The sequence below is a fragment of the Undibacterium sp. TC4M20W genome, assembly GCF_049340245.1.
In the GTDB taxonomy this organism is placed as follows: domain Bacteria; phylum Pseudomonadota; class Gammaproteobacteria; order Burkholderiales; family Burkholderiaceae_D; genus Undibacterium.
Map to the genome: position 1 here is coordinate 93,482 of NZ_JBMPPI010000008.1, position 22,263 is coordinate 115,744.

At 50.5% G+C, this 22,263-nt stretch carries 15 protein-coding genes; 7 read left to right on the forward strand and 8 right to left on the reverse strand.

What is annotated here, in order from left to right; translation table 11 throughout:
- Nucleotides 1-221 precede the first annotated feature (221 nt).
- Nucleotides 222-812: a GNAT family N-acetyltransferase gene (locus ACO0LL_RS12475; RefSeq protein WP_422951181.1), complete on the forward strand. Its 591-nt coding sequence runs from the start codon at nt 222-224 to the stop codon at nt 810-812.
- A 19-nt stretch (nt 813-831) separates the two neighbouring features.
- Nucleotides 832-2,001, forward strand: a complete 1,170-nt coding sequence (locus ACO0LL_RS12480; protein ID WP_422951182.1) for a vWA domain-containing protein — start codon at nt 832-834, stop codon at nt 1,999-2,001.
- 120 nt (nt 2,002-2,121) lie between these two features.
- On the opposite strand, the gene ACO0LL_RS12485 is transcribed toward ACO0LL_RS12480, so the two are convergent.
- A complete protein-coding gene (locus ACO0LL_RS12485) occupies nt 2,122-2,949 on the reverse strand; it encodes a response regulator (protein ID WP_422951183.1) in 828 nt (275 codons plus the stop codon).
- Nucleotides 2,950-3,099: 150 nt separating this feature from the next.
- On the opposite strand from ACO0LL_RS12485, the gene ACO0LL_RS12490 reads away from it, so the two are divergent.
- Both ACO0LL_RS12490 and parC read left to right on the forward strand, forming a co-directional pair.
- The gene (locus ACO0LL_RS12490) at nt 3,100-5,091 is read left to right on the forward strand and encodes a DNA topoisomerase IV subunit B (protein WP_422951184.1); all 1,992 of its coding nucleotides are present in this window, start codon (nt 3,100-3,102) and stop codon (nt 5,089-5,091) included.
- 50 nt (nt 5,092-5,141) lie between these two features.
- Entirely contained in the window at nt 5,142-7,469 is a 2,328-nt protein-coding gene (parC, locus tag ACO0LL_RS12495) for a DNA topoisomerase IV subunit A (protein ID WP_422951185.1), read from the forward strand.
- Between the two features lie 223 nt (nt 7,470-7,692).
- On the opposite strand, the gene ACO0LL_RS12500 is transcribed toward parC, so the two are convergent.
- Complete coding sequence (locus tag ACO0LL_RS12500; protein ID WP_422951186.1) at nt 7,693-8,424, reverse strand: SDR family NAD(P)-dependent oxidoreductase; 732 nt, start codon at nt 8,422-8,424, stop codon at nt 7,693-7,695.
- A 2-nt stretch (nt 8,425-8,426) separates the two neighbouring features.
- Nucleotides 8,427-9,524: a patatin-like phospholipase family protein gene (locus ACO0LL_RS12505; protein ID WP_422951187.1), complete on the reverse strand. Its 1,098-nt coding sequence runs from the start codon at nt 9,522-9,524 to the stop codon at nt 8,427-8,429.
- A 41-nt stretch (nt 9,525-9,565) separates the two neighbouring features.
- Between ACO0LL_RS12505 and ACO0LL_RS12510 the strand changes: the two genes are divergently transcribed.
- Both ACO0LL_RS12510 and ACO0LL_RS12515 read left to right on the forward strand, forming a co-directional pair.
- Complete coding sequence (locus tag ACO0LL_RS12510) at nt 9,566-10,759, forward strand: phosphatase PAP2 family protein (protein WP_422951188.1); 1,194 nt, start codon at nt 9,566-9,568, stop codon at nt 10,757-10,759.
- Complete coding sequence (locus tag ACO0LL_RS12515) at nt 10,756-11,376, forward strand: CDP-alcohol phosphatidyltransferase family protein (RefSeq protein ID WP_422951189.1); 621 nt, start codon at nt 10,756-10,758, stop codon at nt 11,374-11,376. Before ACO0LL_RS12510 ends, ACO0LL_RS12515 begins: the two co-directional genes overlap by 4 nt.
- Here the strand turns inward: ACO0LL_RS12515 and ACO0LL_RS12520 are convergent.
- From ACO0LL_RS12520 to ACO0LL_RS12535, 4 genes are all read right to left on the reverse strand, one after another.
- Nucleotides 11,324-13,126 carry a bifunctional alpha/beta hydrolase/class I SAM-dependent methyltransferase gene (locus tag ACO0LL_RS12520; protein WP_422951190.1) on the reverse strand — a complete coding sequence of 601 codons (1,803 nt, stop codon included), beginning with the start codon at nt 13,124-13,126 and terminating at the stop codon, nt 11,324-11,326. The two genes, ACO0LL_RS12515 and ACO0LL_RS12520, sit on opposite strands and share 53 nt — an antisense overlap.
- A 26-nt stretch (nt 13,127-13,152) precedes the next feature.
- Nucleotides 13,153-14,034: a phosphatidate cytidylyltransferase gene (locus ACO0LL_RS12525; protein ID WP_422951191.1), complete on the reverse strand. Its 882-nt coding sequence runs from the start codon at nt 14,032-14,034 to the stop codon at nt 13,153-13,155.
- A 204-nt stretch (nt 14,035-14,238) separates the two neighbouring features.
- Nucleotides 14,239-15,882 carry a diguanylate cyclase gene (locus ACO0LL_RS12530; RefSeq protein WP_422951192.1) on the reverse strand — a complete coding sequence of 548 codons (1,644 nt, stop codon included), beginning with the start codon at nt 15,880-15,882 and terminating at the stop codon, nt 14,239-14,241.
- Complete coding sequence (locus ACO0LL_RS12535) at nt 15,883-16,275, reverse strand: response regulator (RefSeq protein ID WP_422951193.1); 393 nt, start codon at nt 16,273-16,275, stop codon at nt 15,883-15,885.
- A 365-nt stretch (nt 16,276-16,640) separates the two neighbouring features.
- On the opposite strand from ACO0LL_RS12535, the gene ACO0LL_RS12540 reads away from it, so the two are divergent.
- A complete protein-coding gene (locus ACO0LL_RS12540) occupies nt 16,641-18,284 on the forward strand; it encodes a M28 family peptidase (protein WP_422951194.1) in 1,644 nt (547 codons plus the stop codon).
- Nucleotides 18,285-18,415: 131 nt separating this feature from the next.
- Here the strand turns inward: ACO0LL_RS12540 and ACO0LL_RS12545 are convergent, their stop codons facing one another.
- Entirely contained in the window at nt 18,416-22,150 is a 3,735-nt protein-coding gene (locus ACO0LL_RS12545) for a DUF748 domain-containing protein (RefSeq protein ID WP_422951195.1), read from the reverse strand.
- Nucleotides 22,151-22,263 lie beyond the last annotated feature (113 nt).

Below are 22,263 nucleotides of genomic sequence, written 5' to 3' on the forward strand. Positions count from 1 at the left end.
GATTTATTTTTGATAGCAAGCTTTCCTGTCGATTCTTGCAACAGGCAGGCATATTTCTGCTGTTTCAGCGAAATTTACGCAACTGTCATGCTCAAAATCTGCACGACTGTATCTATGCGCCTGGGTGTGGGGATGCAAAACTAGGCAATATCCAGATTTTACTACCAATGCCATTTCTCTGCCCACACCACAATCCACAATCCACCATCACAAGGATGAACATGCACTGCAACGCTATTACTTTAAAAGGAAAACACGTCACTCTGGAGCCGCTGGAACAGCATCACCTGGCTGATATCCAGGCCGCGGCAGCCGATGGTGAATTATGGAAGCTGTTTTTTACCTCAGTCCCCTCTCCCGATAATACCCAGAACTGGCTCAATATCGCCCTGGACATGCAACAACAGCAAAAAGCCATCCCTTTTGTCGTCCGTGAAAATGCAACTGGCCAGATAGTCGGCGCCACCAGATACTGTAATATGGATATCAATAACAAGCGTCTGGAAATAGGCTACACCTGGTATGCGCAGCGGGTGCAACGCAGCCCGGTGAATACCGAGTGCAAATTGCTGTTGCTGGGTCATGCCTTTGAAGAGTTTGGTTGTATAGCTGTCGAGTTTCGTACTGACTGGTTTAACCGCCGATCACAGGCAGCGATAGAACGTCTGGGTGCGAAGCGTGATGCCGTCCTGCGTAATCACATGATTTTGCCTGATGGCCGCATCCGTGATACGGTGGTATACAGTATCCTGCATTCTGAATGGGCGGGCGTGAAAAAGAATTTGCAATATATGCAATCCAAATATGAATAAATAGTAGGGAGACTGACCAGTGCTGATCGATTTTTTCTTTACCCTGAAAGACGCCAAGATCCCGGTATCCATCAAGGAATTCCTGATGCTGCTGGAGGCCATGGAAAAAGGCTTGATCAGCATGTCACTCGACGACTTTTACTTCCTGGCGCGCACCATCATGGTCAAGGATGAAGCGCATTACGACAAGTTCGACAAAGCCTTTGGCCTGTACTTCAAGGGCATAGACACGATATTTGAAAAGCGCCCCGACATCCCGCTGGACTGGCTCATGAAGCGCATGGAGCGTGATTTGACCGACGAGCAAAAAGCCGCCATCGAGAAATTTGGCTACGACAAGCTGATGGACAGGTTGCAGGAATTGCTCAAAGAACAAAAAGAACGCCACGGAGGTGGCAGCAAATGGATAGGCACAGGGGGCACCTCCCCCTTTGGCAATGGTGGCACTAATCCAGAGGGCATACGCATAGGTGGCAAAGGCGGTGGCCGTAGCGCCGTCAAGGTGTGGGAGGCTCGCGCCTTCCGCGACTATGACGCTGAACGCGAACTCGGCACCCGCAATATCAAGGTCGCCCTGCGCCGCCTGCGCAAATTCGCCCGCCAGGGTGCAGAAGAAGAACTGGCACTCGATGCGACGATCAAGGCCACCGCCAACAATGCCGGTTACCTCGACATCAAGATGCAGCCTGAGCGCAAGAACAATATCAAAGTGCTCATGTTGCTGGATGTAGGCGGCACCATGGACGACCACATTGCCCAGACCGAAGAGTTATTTTCTGCCGCCAAGACAGAATTCAAGAACATGGAGTTCTTTTATTTCCACAATTGCGTCTATGACTACCTGTGGAAAAACAACCGCCGCCGCCATGCAGAGAAATTCCCAACCTGGGATGTCTTGCGCAAATACACGCCTGATACCAAGGTCATCTTCGTCGGTGATGCGACTATGAGCCCGTATGAAATACTGCAGGCTGGTGGCTCTATTGAATACAACAATGAAGAAGCTGGGGCGACCTGGTTGCAACGGTTTACGTCAGCCTTCCCGAAATACATCTGGCTGAATCCTGAACCTGAAGGGCTCTGGCAATACCGGCAGTCTATCTCTGTCATCAAGCAGATTATGAGTAACCGTATGTTTCCGGTAACGATAGAGGGTCTGGAGCGGGGAATGAGACTGTTGAGCAAATAACAAGCAATCAAGAACAAGCTTTGTCAGACTGTGTTGCCAAAGCTTGTCTTAGACAATTGTTACATTATAGGTACGGGCTTTTGCCAGGGACAAGCGGGTGCCGGGTGACTATTTTATTTATTACCGCAGCTGCAAAAACTTTTGTATAGTCGATAAAACCTGCTTCCTCGACAAAGGCTTAGTCAAAAAGCCTTCACACCCAGCCTGTTGCGCATTTGCAACTTTATAATTAAAACTCTTATCAACCAAAAAGATCACCGTTGTCCTGCGGTCTGTATTTTGCTTTTTCAGCTCAGCACACAGGCGATAAGGGTCAATGTCTGGCGTAGAGGAATTAATCATCGTCATGGCATGGCGATTGTTCTTATCCAGCATCAGGGCACTACGTTCATCTGTTGCCAGTGTCACGGTGATGCCATATTTATCCATGATCATGGCGACATACTCGCGAAAGCGCATGTCCTTATCGACGATCATGATGCCGCCCTTGGGCACACTGGGCCTGCGCATCTTTTGGTATTCGCTGGGGTCGGTCAGATCAAGGTCAAGACGTTCGCGGCGACGGCGCTCAGGCACAGCCACCTCACCAAAGGCGCTCAGCGTGGTCAGCAAGAGCTGACGGCGGTCTATCAGTTCATCGAGGACGTCAAACAATTTACGCCAGCGTATAGGACGCGGCATGGACTGATAATGTAAATTGACTTCAGTCTTACCAATAAGCAATACTGGCTGCGCTCCGCCCAGATTGAGGTCGGACAGGGTCGCCAGTGCTTTTAAATCCTCTGCGTTGACAATATGAATGTCAGGATCTTGTAGACTACCGGCTTTTAATACCAGATAGCGATAGCCCTTCTCGCGGAGAACAGCAAGAACGGTTGAGAAGGTTTCTTCCTCTTTTGGAGAAAATCCAAACAGTCGGATCGCGATCGTTGGAGTTTTTGTTGGCATCGTTTTTCCATCTTACACATTGCAGCTTCGATCATTGCAGCTACAATAGCTGCAAAAACGCTGCAAGAATACAGCTTAATTCTGCCAGCCTCACAAAAAAATTGCAAAACATCATCAAAAAATTAACCAAAACAACAGATTTTCATTCGCATGGCCACTAAAAAAAATACTTCTCCGTCAGACTATAGCGAATCATCCATCCGAGTACTCAAAGGCCTGGAGCCGGTCAAACAAAGACCGGGGATGTATACCCGCACCGAAAACCCGCTGCATATCATACAAGAGGTCATCGACAATGCCTCGGATGAAGCGCTGGGCGGGCATTGTAAAAATATTCTGGTCACCATCAATGCTGATACCAGTATCAGTGTAGAAGATGATGGCCGTGGTATTCCAGTCGGTTTGCACCCTGAAGAAGGCGTGCCTACCGTAGAAATCGTCTTTACCCGCCTGCATGCAGGTGGCAAGTTTGATAAAGGCTCTGGTGGAGCCTATGCCTTCTCCGGCGGTTTGCATGGCGTCGGTGTCTCAGTCACCAATGCCCTGTCCAAGCGCCTGGAAATCACAGTCTGGCGCGAAGCTGGCCTGCATAACCTGACTTTTGCCAATGGCGATGTGATAGAACCGTTGCGCAGCCAGCCACTGGCGCGCGGAGACAAAAAGAGCGGTACGCGTGTCACTATCTGGCCAGATGCCAAGTATTTTGACAGCGCCAACATCCCGCAAGGCGAATTGCAGCGCCTGTTGCGCTCCAAGGCAGTTTTGCTGCCGGGCGTTAAAGTCACGCTGCTGAATGCCAAAACCGGCGAGAGCCAGACCTGGCAATATGACCAGGGCTTGCGTGGCTACTTGACCGAAGCTTTGGCGCAGTCTTCCCATGGCGAACCGCTGATACCCCTGTTTGAAGGCGAGCAATTTGCCAATTCCGACAGTGACGGCTTTGCCGAAGGCGAAGGCGCCTCCTGGGTAGTGGCATGGACTGAAGAAGGCAATGTGGTCCGCGAATCCTATGTCAACCTCATCCCTACCCCTGCTGGTGGCACGCATGAATCCGGCTTGCGTGAAGGCCTGTTTGGTGCGGTGAAGAGCTTTGCCGAGATGCATTCCTTGCTGCCTAAAGGTGTCAAGCTCTTGCCAGAAGACGTATTTGCCCGCGTATCCTTCGTTTTGTCTGCCAAGGTACTGGACCCGCAATTCCAGGGGCAGATCAAGGAAAGGCTGAATTCACGCGATGCCGTACGTCTGGTGTCGTCGTTCACCAAGCCGCCGCTGGAACTGTGGCTGAATTCCCACGTGGAATATGGCAAGAAGCTGGCTGAACTAGTCATCAAGCAAGCGCAATCGCGCCTGCGCTCTGCCCAGAAAGTGGAAAAGAAAAAATCTTCAGGCGTGGCCGTCTTGCCTGGCAAGCTGACCGATTGCGAATCGAATGATATTGCCCGCAATGAAATCTTCCTGGTCGAGGGTGATTCTGCAGGTGGCTCTGCCAAGATGGGCCGCGACAAGGAATTCCAGGCGATCTTGCCACTGCGCGGCAAGGTCTTGAACTCATGGGAATCTGAGCGCGACCGCCTGTTTGCCAATAACGAGATTCATGATATCGCTGTCGCTATCGGGGTAGATCCGCATGGCATGAATGAGATTGTTGATTTTACCAATCTGCGCTACGGCAAAATTTGCATACTCTCTGATGCTGACGTTGATGGCTCGCACATCCAGGTCTTGTTGCTGACGCTGTTCTTCCGCCACTTCCCACAACTGATTGCACGCGGCCATATTTGCGTAGCTCGCCCGCCACTGTTTCGCGTTGATGCACCTGCACGTGGCAAGAAACCAGCACAGAAAATCTATGCACTGGATCAAGGCGAACTTATCGCTATCGAAGACAAATTGCGCAAGGACGGCGTCAAGGATGGCGCCTGGGCAATTTCCCGCTTCAAGGGCCTGGGTGAAATGAATGCCAACCAGTTATGGGAAACCACGATGAACCCGGATACGCGCCGCCTGCTGCCAGTTTCTCTGGGCGAGTTTGATCAGGTCTTTTCTGAAGGTCGTTTCAATATGCTGATGGGCAAAGGCGAAGCCGCCGCCCGCCGTGCCTGGATAGAAGAGCATGGTAATGCGGTTGAAGCTGACATCTAAGATATCTGATCTCGCAGACCATAAAAGAATACAAAAATACGAATAGAACCATGAGCGAACAAGCGAATTTATTTGATCAAACCCCACCGCCACCAGGCGATGGTGAAACCCTGACCCTGGCGACCTTTGCTGAGCGCGCCTATCTTGACTACGCCATCTCGGTCGTCAAAGGCCGCGCCCTGCCTGATGTTTGCGACGGTCAAAAACCAGTGCAACGCCGCATCCTGTATGCGATGAATGAGCTGGGCCTGAACTCTGCCGCCAAGCCGCGTAAATCTGCTGCTGTGGTTGGTGATGTACTGGGTAAGCTGCATCCACATGGTGACCAGTCTGTCTATGACGCGCTGGTGCGTATGGCGCAGGATTTCTCTCTGCGCTACCCATTGATTGATGGCCAGGGTAACTTCGGCTCCCGCGACGGCGACGGTGCGGCGGCGATGCGATATACAGAAGCGCGCTTGACACCAATCTCCAAATTGCTCATGGATGAAATCGATCAGGGTACGGTTGATTTCCAGCCTAATTATGACGGCACCACCGTAGAACCAAAATTGCTGCCTAGCCGACTGCCCTTCGTCTTGTTGAATGGTGCATCTGGTATTGCGGTCGGCCTGGCAACAGAAATCCCTTCGCATAATCTGACTGAAGTTGCCAAAGCCGCAGTAGCCCTGATACGCAACCCGGCCATGAAGCATGCCGAGTTGATGGAATACATCCCCGGCCCCGACTTCCCGGGTGGCGGGCAAATCATCACGCCAGCATCTACCATTGCCGATATGTATGCGACTGGCCGCGGCAGCATGAAGGTACGTGCACGCTGGAAGATAGAAGAAATGGCACGTGGCCAGTGGCAAGCCGTGGTCACTGAATTACCACCGGGCACGTCCTCACAAAAAGTGCTGGAAGAGATAGATGAGCTGACCAACCCAAAAATCAAGCTGGGTAAAAAGACACTGTCGCCTGAACAGGTGGCGTTGAAACAAGTCATATTGTCTGTACTCGATACGGTCCGTGATGAATCCGGCAAGGATGCTCCTGTACGTCTGGTACTGGAACCAAAATCCAAAAACCAGGATCAGGCCGAGTTCATGCAAATGCTGCTCGCCCATACTTCACTGGAGACCTCGGCATCGATCAACCTGGTGATGATAGGCGGCGATGGCCGTCCACGTCAGAAAGGTTTGTTTGACATCCTCAGTGAATGGATAGCCTTCCGCTTTACCACGGTCACACGCCGTACCCAGTTCCGACTCAAGAAGGTCGATGACCGCATCCATATCCTGGAGGGCCGTGAAGCGGTACTGTTGAATATTGATGAAGTCATACGCATCATTCGTGAATCTGACGATCCCAAGCCTGCACTGATTGCTGCCTTCAAGCTGTCAGATATCCAGGCGGAAGATATTCTCGAAATCCGCTTGCGTCAGTTGGCACGTCTGGAATCTATCAAGATCCAACAGCAACTGGATGAATTGCGTAAAGAAAAAGCGGGTCTGCACGATTTGCTGGAAAATCCGTCTTCAATGAAGCGCATGCTCATCAAGGAAATTGAGGCCGATGCCAAACAATTTGGCGATGCCCGCCGCACTGTCATTGAAGAAGCCGCCAAAGCGTCGATAGAACAAAAAGTCATCGATGAACCAGTGACCGTTGTCATATCCGAAAAAGGCTGGGTACGTGCACGTACCGGCCATGGTCATGATAATGGCCAATTCACCTTCAAGGCAGGTGACAGCTTGTACGGCACGTTTGAATGCCGCACGGTAGATCAATTGCTGGTATTTGGTTCAAATGGCCGCGTATATTCCGTCGCCGTCTCTGCCTTACCCGGCGCCCGTGGCGATGGCGTGCCTATCACCACCTTGATCGACCTGGCAGTAGGTAGCAAGATTTTGCATTACTTTGCTGGCAGTGCCGACATCAGCCTGTTGCTGTCATCAACCGCTGGTTATGGCTTTACCGCAAAAGTCGGCGACATGGTAGGCCGCATGAAAGCCGGTAAAGCTTTCATGACACTGGAAGAAGCTGACCAGCCACTGCCGCCAGCCGTAGTCACTGAGGACGCCAGCGCAATTGCCTGTTTGTCAGAAAAAGGCCGCTTGCTGGTCTTTGGTCTGGCAGAAATCAAGCAACTCTCCAGCGGTGGCCGTGGCGTGATCTTGATGGAATTGGAAGACAAGGAAAGCCTTGTGTCAGCTCAGGCTATCAGTCAACGCGGTGTACGCGTGCTTGGTATAGGCCGTGGTGGCAAACCCCAGGAAGTCAATCTCAGCGCAAGCGGTCTGGGTATCCATATCGGCAAGCGTGCGCGTAAAGGCAAGACACTGGAAGCCAAGATTAAGGCTAGTGGCTTGCAAAAAATTACGGCAAAAGAGTAATAGCTGTTTGCGTTTGATCAGTATTGTTTACTGATTGTGATATTGAAAATCCTCCATGACCTAAGTGTCATGGAGGATTTTTCATTGCAAGCTGCTCAAATTGAATATCAAAAGCATTTCACTTGTTGTATTACAAACGTCGCTGGATTCCAGCCAAAATCATGCTGGAATGAGGTCTGTATGATTGCCGTAATTTGAAACGCAAGAATTCAGCATAAGCCCTCTACTTCCTCAATTTCAACACCCACCTCGGTAACAGATTGAGCAACGCAATCAACCACTTCATCTGCCACGGAAACACCAGCCTGTCGCGCCGCGCAGTAATAGCTTCTACAATCAAGGCCACGGCCTTTTGCTCAGACATAATAAAAGGCTTGTGACTGGCATCGCCATCATTCAAGGCTCGAAGTTTTTCGGTATCAATATAGCCAGGCACTATCGCTGTCACGGCAATAGCAAAAGGTTTGAGTGCAATGCGGTAGGTATCGCACAAACTCAAGACACTGCGCTTGGTCGCGCTATAGACGGACGCGCCGGGATAATCATGCAGCAAACCCGCAACCGATGAGATGGCCACCAGTTGCCCCGACTTTTGCAGCAGCATTTTTTCCGCCGTCAGTTCAAATGCATGGCTCAGGCCACTGACATTGGTGCGCAGCATATGCAGGGTGGCAGCCTCATCCAGCAAATGGCTGCGGGTATTGTAATAAATACCGGCGGTGACGATAAGCATGTCCAGGCCCTGCCCAGCAAAGTCATCAATGGCTTGCGACAGGGCAGCACGGTCTGCAATATCTAACTGATAGCTGACTACACCAGTCAGGTCATGCAGGTCAGCTGGCAGGCGCTGCAAGTCTCGACCACAGATGGCGACCCGATCACCGTGCTGCAGATAGTGGCGTGCCAGGGCCAGGCCTATGCCACTGATGCCGCCTACGACCATGATGCTCTTCATGCTCAGGCCATGCCCCGGCTGTATTTGTCGCTGCTGCGTATCATGGCAGCTTCGTCATAGGCCGCCTCGCGAGTGAAAGCTTCCATTCCGCGTGCATAACCATATTGCCATTGGGCTTCCATATAAGCAGCATAGGTGGCATGGGTTTCTGGCATGCTCAGGCGTATGCGGTTAATGCGCCAGTCCAGTTTCTTTTGTACCGACTCTTTGGCCAAGACCGTCGCTACATCGGAGGTATCGATACGCACATCAACTGCCTGACCATTTGCATAGCGCAGGCGGGCATTGCCATCGAGACCCAGGACTGTACGCCAGGCAGGGATGGAAAAAGCCTGGTCAAAGCTTTGCTTGAATTCCATCATGACTTCATCGGCCAGGCGCTTGGCGATCTCTATGGGGAACAAGTCCAGTACGCCACCAAAATAATTGCCATCAGTGTGGGTATGGCAGCGAAAATAAAACATATCGGTAATAGAAATACGTGCTGCCAGACTGGTTGGCGTTTGCACGTCACACAATAACTGTTCTGAAATGGCGTGCTCACCCCAACGCGGGTCAGCCAGTGGTGAAGCCATGCCATCCAGCAGCGCTGCAGCTCTTGGATCACAAAACACGGTTTCGGCAAATAATTTGCGCTGGCCACGGGCAAGGCCGACTTCGTTTTCGTCAAACAGCAATTTGCCACCTATGATGGCAGTGGCTACTGACTGCTCGCTTGCCGCCAATCGTGGCAAGGGCAATTCCGCCGGGATTTCAAACAGGTATTCGTTGAACAGGTCAGGTATGGTGCTGGCAGAGTCACGGCCAAAACCACGTTTGGCGGCCAAGGCCAAGGCGCGGACTATGCCTGCCCTGGGAGAAGATTTCAAACCGCTCCAGTAATGGTACATTTCTTCAGAGCTCAGCCATGCCTTGCGTTGCGCATCGTCAGGAAGCCCGGCAATGATGCTTGCCGCAATCGCACCGCCGCAACTGGCCAGCAGTATATCTGGCGCACGACCAGCCTCGCAGGCGGCTGCGTACATTCCCAGGTAAATACCAAAACGAAACCCACCACCTGCCAATACCATGCAGCGTTTATATTTTTTAACTTGATTCATCCTGCTAAAATATCACACTGTTAAGGCTAAACATATATCAAATGCCATCCACTCCTGCAACTGTGCAACACCGCTTGCGTCACTGGTTGCTGAATTCCCTGGCATTTGGCTTGTGCTATCTGACCGCGAATATACTGGCGCAGCGGCAAGGAGTGGTAAGACACGCTGCCCTGACATTTGAGGCTGACATCCCGTTTTTGCAATGGATGATACTGCCCTACCTCAGTTCAGGCCTGTTTTTTTGTCTGACATTCTTTGTAGTGCGCAGCCAGGATCAATTACGCCTGCTCAGCCAGCGCCTGTTACTGGCAACAGTCATTGCAGCCTTCATCTTCGTGCTCTACCCTCTTCAATTCAGCTGGCCCAGACCTGCCATCTCCTCTGCATGGTGTGCATATCTATATGATTATCTGGCGCTAACGGATAAACCATATAATCAATTACCTTCGCTGCATGTTGCTTACTGCCTGTTATTCTGGAGCGCCTTGCGCGAGCATGTCCGCGCAAGACCGCTGCGCATGGCGCTGGCTACATGGTTACTTCTCACAGCGGCCTCGACGGTATTCACTTATCAACACCATTTGCTGGATGTGCTGGGCGGCAGTTTACTGGGATTGTTTTGCCTCGTCTTTATCAAACCGAAAAGAGCAGAACCGCATGTAGCGTTTTATTACCTGATATTTGCCAGCATATTTTTTATCACCGGCTTCATCTTTGCCCATAGCTGGCTGGCTTTGTATATAGCATGCGGTCTCGCCCTGGTCAGCCTGGCTTATTATCGTAACGATGTTCACTTCCTGCATAAAAAACAGGGGCAATATCCGTGGTGGATATGGGCCATGTATGCACCTTATTTGCTCGGTTACCAGCTTACCTGGCTGGCCGTTGTCTGGCGTGAGAGGCGCAAACCCGTCATCATCAAATTGACAGATCGACTCTGGGTGGGGCGCCGCCTCAGTAGCCGGGAGGCAAAACAACTGCCACCAGATTGCAGCATCATCGACCTGGCAAATGAACTCAGCGAAACGCCTGCCTTGCGCAAGCACGCTTACAAACATTTCCCTCTGCTTGATCTGCTCAAGCCGGGCAAACAGGTAAGCGATGAAATTTTGCAATACATGCGCCAGGAAATTGAATCGGGCAAAACGGTTTACCTGCATTGCGCCATGGGTTATAGCCGATGTATATTGCTGGCCAAACTGTATATGTCACAAGGAACAAACAGCAGACCATGAGTTTTTCTATTTACCAACTGAAGCCACGCTTCCAGCAATTGCTGCAACCTTTGCTGGCTAGCCTGGCGAAACGACATATCACGCCAAATCAGGTAACTCTGCTGGCGATGGTTTTGTCCATCGCCTATGGCATTGCACTGGCTTGTTATCCGCAGAATAAAAGCTTGTGGCTGGGGCTGCCAGTCTTTATGTTCGTGCGCATGGCGCTGAATGCGATAGATGGCATGCTGGCCAACTTCACCCAGCAAAAAACTGCCTTTGGAGCGATTCTCAATGAGCTTGGCGATCAGGTTTCAGATGCCGCCCTGGCCTTGCCTTTTGCCCTGGTAACGGGGATACAAGTACCTTTGCTGATTGCGGTAGCCATGCTGGCACTGTTGACAGAGTTTGCAGGCGTTGCCGCCTTGCTAGCAGGTTCAAAACGCCGCTTTGACGGCCCCATGGGCAAAAGCGACCGTGCTTTTGCCTTTGGTTTGCTGGCCCTGCTGGTAGCGTTTCAGCTTCCAGCAGTCTGGCTGAATGCCGTGTTGATCATCGTCCTGCTGCTCTTGCTCTGGACTTTGTTCAATCGGATAAAACGGGCACTGCCGCATCACGCTGCGCCACCGACACCGTAAATATCCCCGCTATACCAAGCTGAGTCGCAATTTTTTTGCAACCTATGCTGGCGACCAGGGCGTCCATCTCTGCCTGTGGACGTGGACGCATTTGCCATGACTGGCCGCGATGGCTATTCAGGGTCTTGGCGATCATCAATAACTGCGGATGCCATGGCTGGCCGGTGTAAACCAGATGCCCGCCAATTTTCAATTGCTGCTGTATGCCGCGCAAGGATGCCAGTACCAGCACATTGTCACTGAACAGCTCATACAAACCAGAGACGATGACGATGTCATAGGCGTCTTCTTCTGCCGGGTAACTGGTAGCGGCAAAGGCATCGCGGCATTGATAGCTGAGTTTGTTTTTCAACTGCAAACGCTCTGCCAGCAATTTGGCCTGATCCAGATTGGCTTGATCAAAGTCACGCAGGCTGATTTCTATATTGCGGTTCTGGAATCGCTTGATGGTTTCCAGTACATAGCGACCACCACCGGCAGCAATATCAAGTATGCGCACAGGCTGGTCTGCCGGGTATTGCTGTATCAGGTCAGACAAAGTCTGCTGCATCTGTGCCTTGCGCTGGCGTATACCGCGCCAACCTATCGCATCCAGATAACCACGGTCTATCATGCCACCTATCAGCAAACGACCACCTGCCTGGTTGCGATAAACATAATCGAGGGATGCGCCAGAATCAAAACCGTGTTGCAAACCTATCGTCATGCCATTGCTGAGCCTGCCCAAGTGACCGAGCATGAATTTTTGCATGCCGTAAAAAGCGTTTTCCAGCGCCCCACCTAATTTGCCTTGTTGCAATGCCTGGTATTGGCGCGCACTCTGGCTTAAGGTATCTGCCTTGAAGTAATGCGGCAAGGGCAACAGCTCTTTGGCATAACATTCATTGATGAAATCCTTAGCGGCCTGTATGGCTTGCTGCATCTGGTTTTCGCTCTCATAAAAAATCGCGTGATGGCAATTTTCTATAAGGACATAGCGTTTCAGTGTAGATGAGATAGTTTCAAAAAATTGCTTTTGCGGTGCCTGTTTGACGACGTAATCCTTGTCAGCGACCAGCATCAGCACAGGCGCATCTATCGCCTGGGCATCTTGCACTACCCGCTTGGCAGTATCGGCCAGGTCCAGCAAAACGCGGGCAGAAATATTCTTGGTAATCAGCGGGTCGGCATCATAAGCTTTGGCCTGTTCAGCAGAATGCGTGAGCATGGATGAGCGTATATAGCTGGTCACAAACAAGTCAGGCTTGAAGCAGGTGGCAAAACGCAGCGCCGGTTTAGCCAATGGCACGTACAGATTGATATCAAATGCAGCAGCCGCCATAACCACACCACGAACACGCGGCGCATAGTCATGCAGCCAGGTAGCGGCAATCACGGCACCCACGCTGTTTGCCACAATGAGCATGTCTTCTTTGGCGATACCGTAGGTCTGATGGATATGATTGATGAAGCTGTCAAAGTCGCGCACCATGGTTTGAAAATCGGGTGCATCACCGCGTTCACCCGGTGAATTGCCATGGCCACGTGCATCCCAGGCAAACGCCCAGTCCCCGGTAAAACCAAATTGCTCTACCAGCGTGCCTATCCGACCAGAATGCTCATGGCCGCGGTGTAAAAATATCAGGGCTTTTTGTGGCTGGCCTGCAGGAATCGCCAGCGGTTGCCAAATGCGATAAAACAAACGGGTACTGTCATGGCTATCAAAGCCAGATTCACTGCACAGCCATTTTGTTTGCAATTCTGTTGTCATGCATAGTCCTTATTAAATTCTTTTCTTCAAAATAACAATCCCAGATACAGCAAAGGTGCTGTCAGGACCAGGCTATCTACCCTGTCCAGTATGCCGCCATGTCCGGGTATCAGTTCAGAAAAATCCTTGATCTTCAGATAGCGTTTAGCTGCTGAAAATATCAGATCACCGGCAAAACCGCCGAGCGACAGCAAGATACCCATCAACAGTAAATAACCGGGGTTGGCCAGATGCAAATACATGCCAAGGCCAAGGGATACCAACATGGAAATCACGACACCGCCGATCAAACCCTGTACAGTTTTATTCGGGCTGATGGTGGGGGCGATGGTTTGTTTGCCAAAAATTTTGCCACTGACGAACTGGGCAATATCATTGAGTGCAGTTACTACAAACAGATAAAAAAACCAGGCCAGCCTGACTTCATTTGAAAATGGCAAGGTCAATAAATCCAGCATGAAACTCAGGCCGTAGCAGAGCAGCAAAAACAGCATGAGAAGTAAATGATTGCGTTGTCGCCAGATAAAAAACTGCAGCGCTTGCAGACACAATAAGGCAGGCAAAATCAGCCCAGCATCAAAGCTTTCCACATATTGCAAACCCACCTGCAAAACCAGCAAAACAAAGCATGACAACAGGAAGCGCCAACGGGGGCCGGTGTAGTGCAGGGACAATTCACGCACTGCCAGCAATACGATAAGCAAGGCCATCAGCAGTGGCCCCAACGGATATAAAAACAGGCTCAGACTGACCACGGGGAAGATAAACCACCAGGCATTCACCTGTTTGCGCAACTGACTTTCGGGCGAACTATGCCTGCCTACACCAACACTCGCAAACGCCAGCAGCAGGTAGAGCATCAACATGGCAGCCAAAGTCGAATTGCCGAGAAGTAATTTTGAAAACACTAAGCGACCTGAACAACAGTAAAGACACTCCAGTGTACACCGAACTTTGTCTGCTCTTGCTTTTTCAATATGTAAGCATAAGAAACAAAGCAGGTACAAACCTGTGCCGTAAACTAAACAGGCTGCCACGGAGTTGGGTCTCCATGGCAGCCTGTTTAGTTTCCTGTCTTATTTCCTGTTTTACTTCCTGCTCAGTAGCTAAGTTCAGGCCAGACTGATGCGGTTGCGCCCTTCCTGCTTCGACACATACATGGCGGCATCGGCAATATCAAATAATTCATCCGCATCCAACGTAGACTCAAGATCCGCTACGCCTCCAGAAAAACTGACCGAGAAATGTCCACCCTCGCAGTGCTGCTGTATCTTGGTGAAGGCCAGCCTGACCTGATCAAGAACGCGGCGCGCCGTGGTGGCATTGGTGTCCGGGAAAATCACGGCAAACTCTTCTCCACCATAACGGCCAACGATGTCACTGCGGCGCAAGCGCTGGCGTAACAACCTTGCCAGCGTACGCAAGACCTGGTCACCAGCGGGATGACCGTAAGTGTCATTGATCGTTTTAAAATTATCCAGGTCTATCATCGCCAGGGCCAGTGGCGAACCGGTACGGCCCGCCTGGGAAATCTCGGATGCCAGTTGTTCCTTGATCGCCGTATGATTGAACAAACCTGTCAGGCCATCACGCATGATCAGGGCTCGCAAGGAGCGGTAACGCTCAGCCCTTGAAGCAATCGAAGATTTCAGGTATTCAGGCGCTACCGGCTTGGTAATGAAATCATCCGCCCCTGCCCTGACAGCATCAAGTTGCTTGCTGAGGTCAGCCTCACTGGACAGGAATACGATGGGCACATCGACATAAGAATTATCTTGCCGGATCAGGCGCGAGAGTTCGACACCACTGCAGACTGGCATGTAAATATCCATGAGCAGCAATTCAGGACGGAAATCTGTCATCACCGTCAATATCTGCGTAGGGTCATTGAGCAGATAAACATTCATGCCGGCATCACGCAGAATCGCACCGTAAAACTTGGAGGTCACGGCGTCATCATCAATGATGAGCACGCGATAACCCTTGTTTTCATCGAGTTGCAGCAGGGATTCTATACGTTCAGTCAGTGCAACAACATCGACAGGCTTGGTGAAATAACCGTCACCACTGGCGCGCACGGCCAACAGACGCGAATCAAAGCTGCTGGAACGGGACACAAACACAGTGGGAATACGGAAACGTTCTATCTGCTTGATGCGTGAGATTTCTTCAGCACCAGCGACCTTACCTTCCGGGAAGCTTAGCTCTATGACGATGACATGCGGTCTGCGGGTAGCCACCGCCTTTGCCAGTGCAGCCAGGTGATTGATGCGCACCACTTCATAGCCGAAATGCTCAAGCTGCGTGGTAATCTCCTGATTTTGCGCTTCATCCTCATCCACCAGATAGATCAGGTGTGGGTCACTGAGTTCGCGCTCTTCTTCCTGCACGCTTTCAGCCACACCATTGACTGGCTTGCTGTCATGCTTCAGGGCATATTCAAAATAACGGTTAACTTCTTCCGAATAGGCTTGTAACTCGGCCGGGTCCCAGGCTTTTCCTTCAAGATGCGGCTTCAAGGTGGATTCAAATACCCTGGCCTGCGTGCCTATGTCAGCAAAACCAAAAGTACCGGCAGAACCTGCCATGGTATGCAGGTGGCGGTGCAGGACAACCATGGACTCTTTGTCAGTTGGGGATTCAACGACCTTTTGCAGAGTACTGGTTATCTCTTCAAACTTTGACGGCAATTTTTGGAAAAAAATTGCCTCGAGAGCAAGCAATTTTTCTTGCAGGCTATCATTTTTGTCAGACATTTAAGCCTTCTCCTGCCATAAACCTCGCACCTGGATAGACAGTTCCATAGGATCAAAAGGTTTTGCAATGACGCCTATAGCGCCCAGCGACTTATAAAAATCCATTTCGGATGACTGCACCTTGGCAGTCATGAAGATCACCGGCGTAGAAGCAGTGCCTGGTAATTTACGTAGCTCTGCCAGGGTGGTCGGGCCATCCATATTCGGCATCATGACGTCCAGCAGCAGCAAATCAGGGACAAAGCCAGCATTAACTTCGGCAATGGCCTGCGCCCCTGAACTACAAGTTTTCAAACTGAAACCACCGACAACTTCCAAAGCAATTTGAGCCACGGTTTGTATATCAGCATCGTCTTCAACATACAAAATGCTGGCGAGCGTTGCAGAAGTCATTACTACTCCTTATTGCGATAGATAAAACAGATGGCTTCAGGATAAATCAAGATTACTCGCAAAACAACAATAAATCCTGTTCATTATCAGAATAATCATCAGTCACACAGCCCTCGACAACAAGTCAGGAGCTAAATCCTGCTTTTACTCCACGGAAAATGTATTTTTTGAAATAATTGTTCACTTGTGCATCAAGCAATCAAGATTGTCATTGCCTCAAGACAAGTAATTAGAGAACATGGCTGTTTTCCTGTTTTCATACATCAATTAATATCTAAAGCAACGAAAAAAACACCTGCTTTGTAATATGATCTGGCGCAAATCAAGCCAAATCAAATCAATTTATAGAATTCACAGGAGTACTGATGCGCCTTGCGTCTATCGCCATATCTAGCATCGCTTTACATTTTGCGCTGTACCATCAGCCCGTCCAGGCGCAACAAGTACAGGAAGCGCCTTTGCGTGCGCATCTGGCATTTTTATCTGACGACTTGCTGGAAGGGCGCGGTACCGGACAACGCGGTGGCGATCTCGCAGTGCGCTATCTGGAAGCCCAGGCAGCAGCAATGGGTTTAGTGCCCTTACCGGGCGCAAACGGCTATAGACAAACGGTAACACTGGTTGGCAGCCAAACCCTCAGTAGTAGCCAACTCCGTTTTGAAACAAACAAAGCTACCCTGTCGCCAGCTCTGGGAGCTGAGATTGTGTATGGTTCTTCCAACGGCAAAGCCGACAATGATTTCGATGCTCCGCTGGTATTTGTCGGCTACGGTGTGCGCGCACCAGAAGAACGCTGGGATGATTTCAAAGGCGTCGATCTGAAAGGCAAGTTGCTGATCATGATGGTCAACGATCCCCAGCCAACCGTGGCAGAACCAAATCGTTTTGCAGGAAAGGCACTCACCTATTATGGTCGCTGGACCTACAAGTTTGAAGAAGCGGCACGACAAGGTGCTGCGGGTGTTTTACTGATACACACTACGCCATCAGCAAGTTACGCCTGGAACGTGCCACAAACATCTTTTAGCCACGAGCGATTCAGCCTTGGCAGCGATGACAATAAGGGTAATGCACTGGAAGGCTGGCTGCAGGAAGATACCGCAAAAGCCCTGTTCGCTGCGGCTGGACAAGACCTGGATACGCTGCGCGCACAAGCTGAAACCCGTGAATTTAAACCTGTTGCTCTGGATGCCAGGATACATGTGGCATTGCGCAGTACAGTGCGTAAAGTGGAACAACAAAATATCATTGGCATGGTACCCGGCAAGGATGCAAAACTCAAAGAACAGGCCGTACTGTATTCCGCGCACTGGGATCATCTGGGCATAGTGCAAGAACCGGGCAAACCCGCACAAATCTGGAATGGCGCCGTAGATAATGCTTCCGGTGCAGCTGCATTGCTAGCCATGGCACAAGCTGCAGTGGCACATCCAACTAAACGCACACAGATTTTCTTATGGCCTGCGGCAGAAGAACAAGGCCTGCTAGGCAGTGCATTTTACGTCCAACACCCATTGTGGCCACTGGCAAACACTGCGGCTGATCTCAATCTGGACAGCATGAATTTTGTCGGCAAAACCCAGGACATGGGCGTAGCAGGCAGTGAGCACAGCAGCCTGTTTAACACCGCCACGTCCGTTGCCAAAAAAATGGGCTTACGTATTGCACCACCCGTTGCCGATTTAGGAGGTGCCTTCTTTCGCGCAGATCATTTCAATTTCGTGCGGGCCGGTGTTCCAGCATTTAATGTCGGTTCAGCCGTGTTTTCTGGTGATGGATCATTTGCCTTCGATCATGATGCCGAACAAGAGGCTGCGCAAATGAAAGCGTTTAAAAAAGACTACCATACCCCGCGCGACCGCTATAACCCGGCATGGGATTTAAGCGGCATGCTACAACAGGCGCAATTTACCTTGAATCTGGGTTATGCAGTGGCTAACGATACTGCTATGCCCGTCTGGAAAAAGGGTGGTATACATACGCGAACAGCGAAGCGCGCAGCGCAGTAACAGGGCTGCAGCAGAGTCATATACCAATCTCTGCTGCGATTGCTGCAACTACTGCAACAGCATCAACGCGCCACCTAATTACAGCAGGCAATCACTTTGCGCTGCTTTCATCTGGTTGAAGCTGTTTTCAGTTATTTCAGCGAAAAATCCACCCGGCTCGGACTGCCCTTGTCTTTGATGCCATCGGCATTCAGCCTCGGAGCAATCAGGAATAATCTTTCGCGTTCAATGCCAGAAACATCTTCCAGATAATCACGTACATTATCTGCACGTTTTTGCGCCAGACTGCGCAAGGCATCCGGCGTGACCTGGGTATTGGCGAGTATCATTTTCTCGGCTTCTGCGGTTGGCAGGGTCTTGGCAAGGCCAATCGCATTACGTGGCTTGGTGAATTTTTCTGCCTGATAGACTTCTTCTACATATTTGGCTTTTTCTGCATCTGTAATGACGATGTCTTCTTTCTTGATCGTGCGGTCTTTTTGATGCACGTCTTTCCATTTCAATTCGCGCATTTTTTGCAGCAGCAATATCTGGCGTATACCGTCACTGTCAGTCGCTGGCTCTACCCGGCCTATGATGTCCAGCTTCAAGGCACTGCGGCTTTTAAGTGCCTTGGCCAGATTATCAAGTTTGGCTGTTGCCTCGGGCGTCAGGATGGTTTGACCTGCCAGGAATTCGGTATAAGCCAGTTCTTCGCCGCCACCAAACATGGAACCCAGCAAAGCGAATGGCGAAGTCACGGCCTTGGTAATCACGTTCATGAAAACCTTGAAGATAATGCCACCGACTGAAAATTGCGGATCAGACAGGGAACCGGTGATCGGTAAATTAATATTTATCCTGCCCTGGTTGTCGCGTAACAGGGCCACGGCCAGCATGACAGGCAATTTGGTCGCGGTCGGGCTATCCACTTTTTCGCCGAAAGTCAGCTGATCAAGGCGCACATCATTTTCTGCCTGTAATTGCTGGTTCTCTATGCGGTAAGACACCTGCATCGACAGCTTGCCTTTTTCTATGACATAACCTGCATACTTGGCCGCATAAGGCGTCAGCCGTGTCAGCTCCAGACCGTTTGCGCTGGCCTTCACATCCATGAAAATCGGATTGGACAAAGGATTCAAAGCGCCAGATATGAGCAGTGGTGCATCATCATCGACCTTACCTGTCAGTTCTATGCTTGCAGGCTGAGGATTGTCTGAGGCTATCGCACCTATGGTACCGGCAACACCCGTCAGATTGGCGGTGTAATTCGGTTTGACGAAATTGTCGGTGAAATTGATATTACCGCCCTTGAGTGTGGTCTGCGCTATGCGTATCGCAACCGAATTGGCTTTTTCTACCTTAGCCGGCAAGGGTACGGTAACGATAGTCGATGTCGCAGTTTTGCTGGTGACGGCTTTGGCGGCGTCATCTGCCTGAGTTGCATGAGCAGTTGCTTCAGCTTCTTCTGCATCTGCTTTCTTGGTGCTAAGTATGGTTTGTATATTCAGCTTGCCCTTGGCAGATAAAATGGCACGCGCATAAAAGTCGTTGAGAGCAAGTTTCTTCAGGTTGACCAATTGTTTGTCGCCGCCAATCTGGGCGCTGATACCATCCATGGAGATATTCTTCCATTCCAGGAAATCTTCTTCAGCGCCATTTTCCAGCAGGTGAAAATCGTTCAGTGCCAGCATACCTTCATAATTGATCTGTCTGCTGCTATCGAGGACATTAGTCAGGTTCAGCTTACCCTTGATATCTGCCCTGCCACGTGTCAGCGCAGCATTCACATACGGTGATACATAGGGGAACAATGCCGACACAGGCAAACCCTGTCCATCCAGATTCATGCTGATATTTTTTAACTGGCTGGATGCTGTTGCATCAAGAATCAGTTTCGATTTTTTACCTATATTGGTCTGCAGAGTCATTTTCACTGCCTGCGACATATCGCTGCTGAGTTTTTCTGCATGCAGGTTAAAACCGTCAAGCCTGATTTTTACTTCTGGCGACATGGATTTATCGTTGAAACTGACAGCACTATCCTTGAAATCCAGGCTGGCCAAATTGACTTTCCATGCAGGAGCAGATGCGGTGCTTGCCGCATTATTGCCAGTCACTTCAGGTGCAGTCTGATTTGTGCCAGCACCAGATTTCAGCCATTTTTTAAAATTCAATACCGCCTGTTCATCGCGCAATACATCGGTCACCAAACCATCAAACAATATACTGCCTATATTGACTTGCCTGCTCTCCATGTTCAGGGTCAACTTATCAAGCGTCAATGCTTTCAGATTAAAAATACCATCATCAGCAGACTTGGGCTTGATGGCAAACTGACTGAGTTTCATCCCCAGATCATCGACTTGCACCAGTCCTTTTTGAACTTGCAATTGTGCATTTACATCAAACTTCCCGCTGACACTTGCGAGCAGATAATTGCTCAGCAAAGGCTGGTAAGTAGCCAGTGACCAGGAATTTAAAGCCAGTTGCGCTTTGAGCGTGCCAGCGAGAGCTTGCACCTCGCCTTCCAGTTTCAGGCTCTCGTCATTTTCACCACTCAGTGCAAGCTTGAAAGGCGCAGCTTTGGCGTCAGTTGAAGATGACAGTCCATGCGCGCTAAAGCTGATCTCTTTGAGATTGACCATCTGTGCGGGGTTGGCATGCTTGGCGTCACGGAAATGCACAATCCCTTTTGACAATTGCAACTCTGCCAGTTGCTGCAAGACTGTGACAGGTTTTGCCGCGTTCGCTGCTGAAGACGATGCAGAAGCAGAGGCGCTTGCCACTGCTGGCACTGCTGTATTCTTACTATTTGCTTTGCCATCTTTGGCTGGGTTAGCCGGGGCAGCCAAACTAGCCCAGTTCAATTGCCCCTGCTGGTTGATATCCAGCCAGATTTCTGGTGATGTCAGTTCCAGCTTGCTGATGCTGGCTGCAGCTGTCATGACATTGACTTGCTTGATTTGCGCGTGCAGGCTGCCCAGCTTCAGCAAGGGTGCATCTGACTTATCGTTGACATGCAAATCATCCAGATTGACGTCACCCGCCAACAATAGTTCGGCATGGGCATTCTTGCGGCTGAAAATCAAATCCAGTTTGGTAGATAGTTTTACGTTCTGGATTTGCACAGGCAAAGCCACGGGTACATAGGGCAGATATTGTGTCAGATCCAGCTTATCCAAATCAATCGCCAGTGAAGTATCCAAGCTATTTGTGAATGGCCTGGCCCTGCCCTTGAGTACAAAATTTGAACCATTGACCTTGGCCGATAACAAAGGCTCTACAAAACTCTCAACCTGATTAGGAAAATTGGACACAAAGGGCACACCAATTTGCAGCGCCTCTATCTTGAACTGTTCATTGACGACTTTGTCATCTATCTCTATGCGCCCACCTGCAAGCTGCAGGTTTGCCAGCGAAAAACGTGTCGTCGATTCGCTCTTGGGCATGGCGGCGATTTTTTCCAGGATATCGCTGTAGTTGTAGCGACCATAGCCTTCACCCGGAGTACGGATAATATGCACATAAGGCTCAGTGAGTTTGACTTCATCGACGATCAGGGCCTGGCGAAACACCGATGCCAGCGACAGATTCAGCACCAGTTCCTTAACCTTGACTGCCGCTGTGCGCTGGTCAGCCTCATACAGGGTCAAGCCTTCTATCGTCAGCGCCAGTTTGAAGGGGGAAAAGCGGATATCCGTCATGTCCAGCTTGCGGCCTATCTGCTGCTGCACTTGCTCGGCAGCGATACGTTTGACGACACCCGGCAAAAAAGCCCAACTCAGGGCAGCCAGCAATAAGACCAGCCCAACCAGTCCTGCAGCCCAGCGCCCCAGGTGCCAGCGTTGGCTTGCATTAGTGATTTTTTGTTTTATTGTCGTCATAGTAGAGTCTGGTGCGTTTGTGTATGGCTGTATAAGATTATAGTCTTCAACGACAGCGATCAAAAGAAAACCCCGTCTACGCGGGGTTAAAAAATGTCAATCAGCAAAGAAAA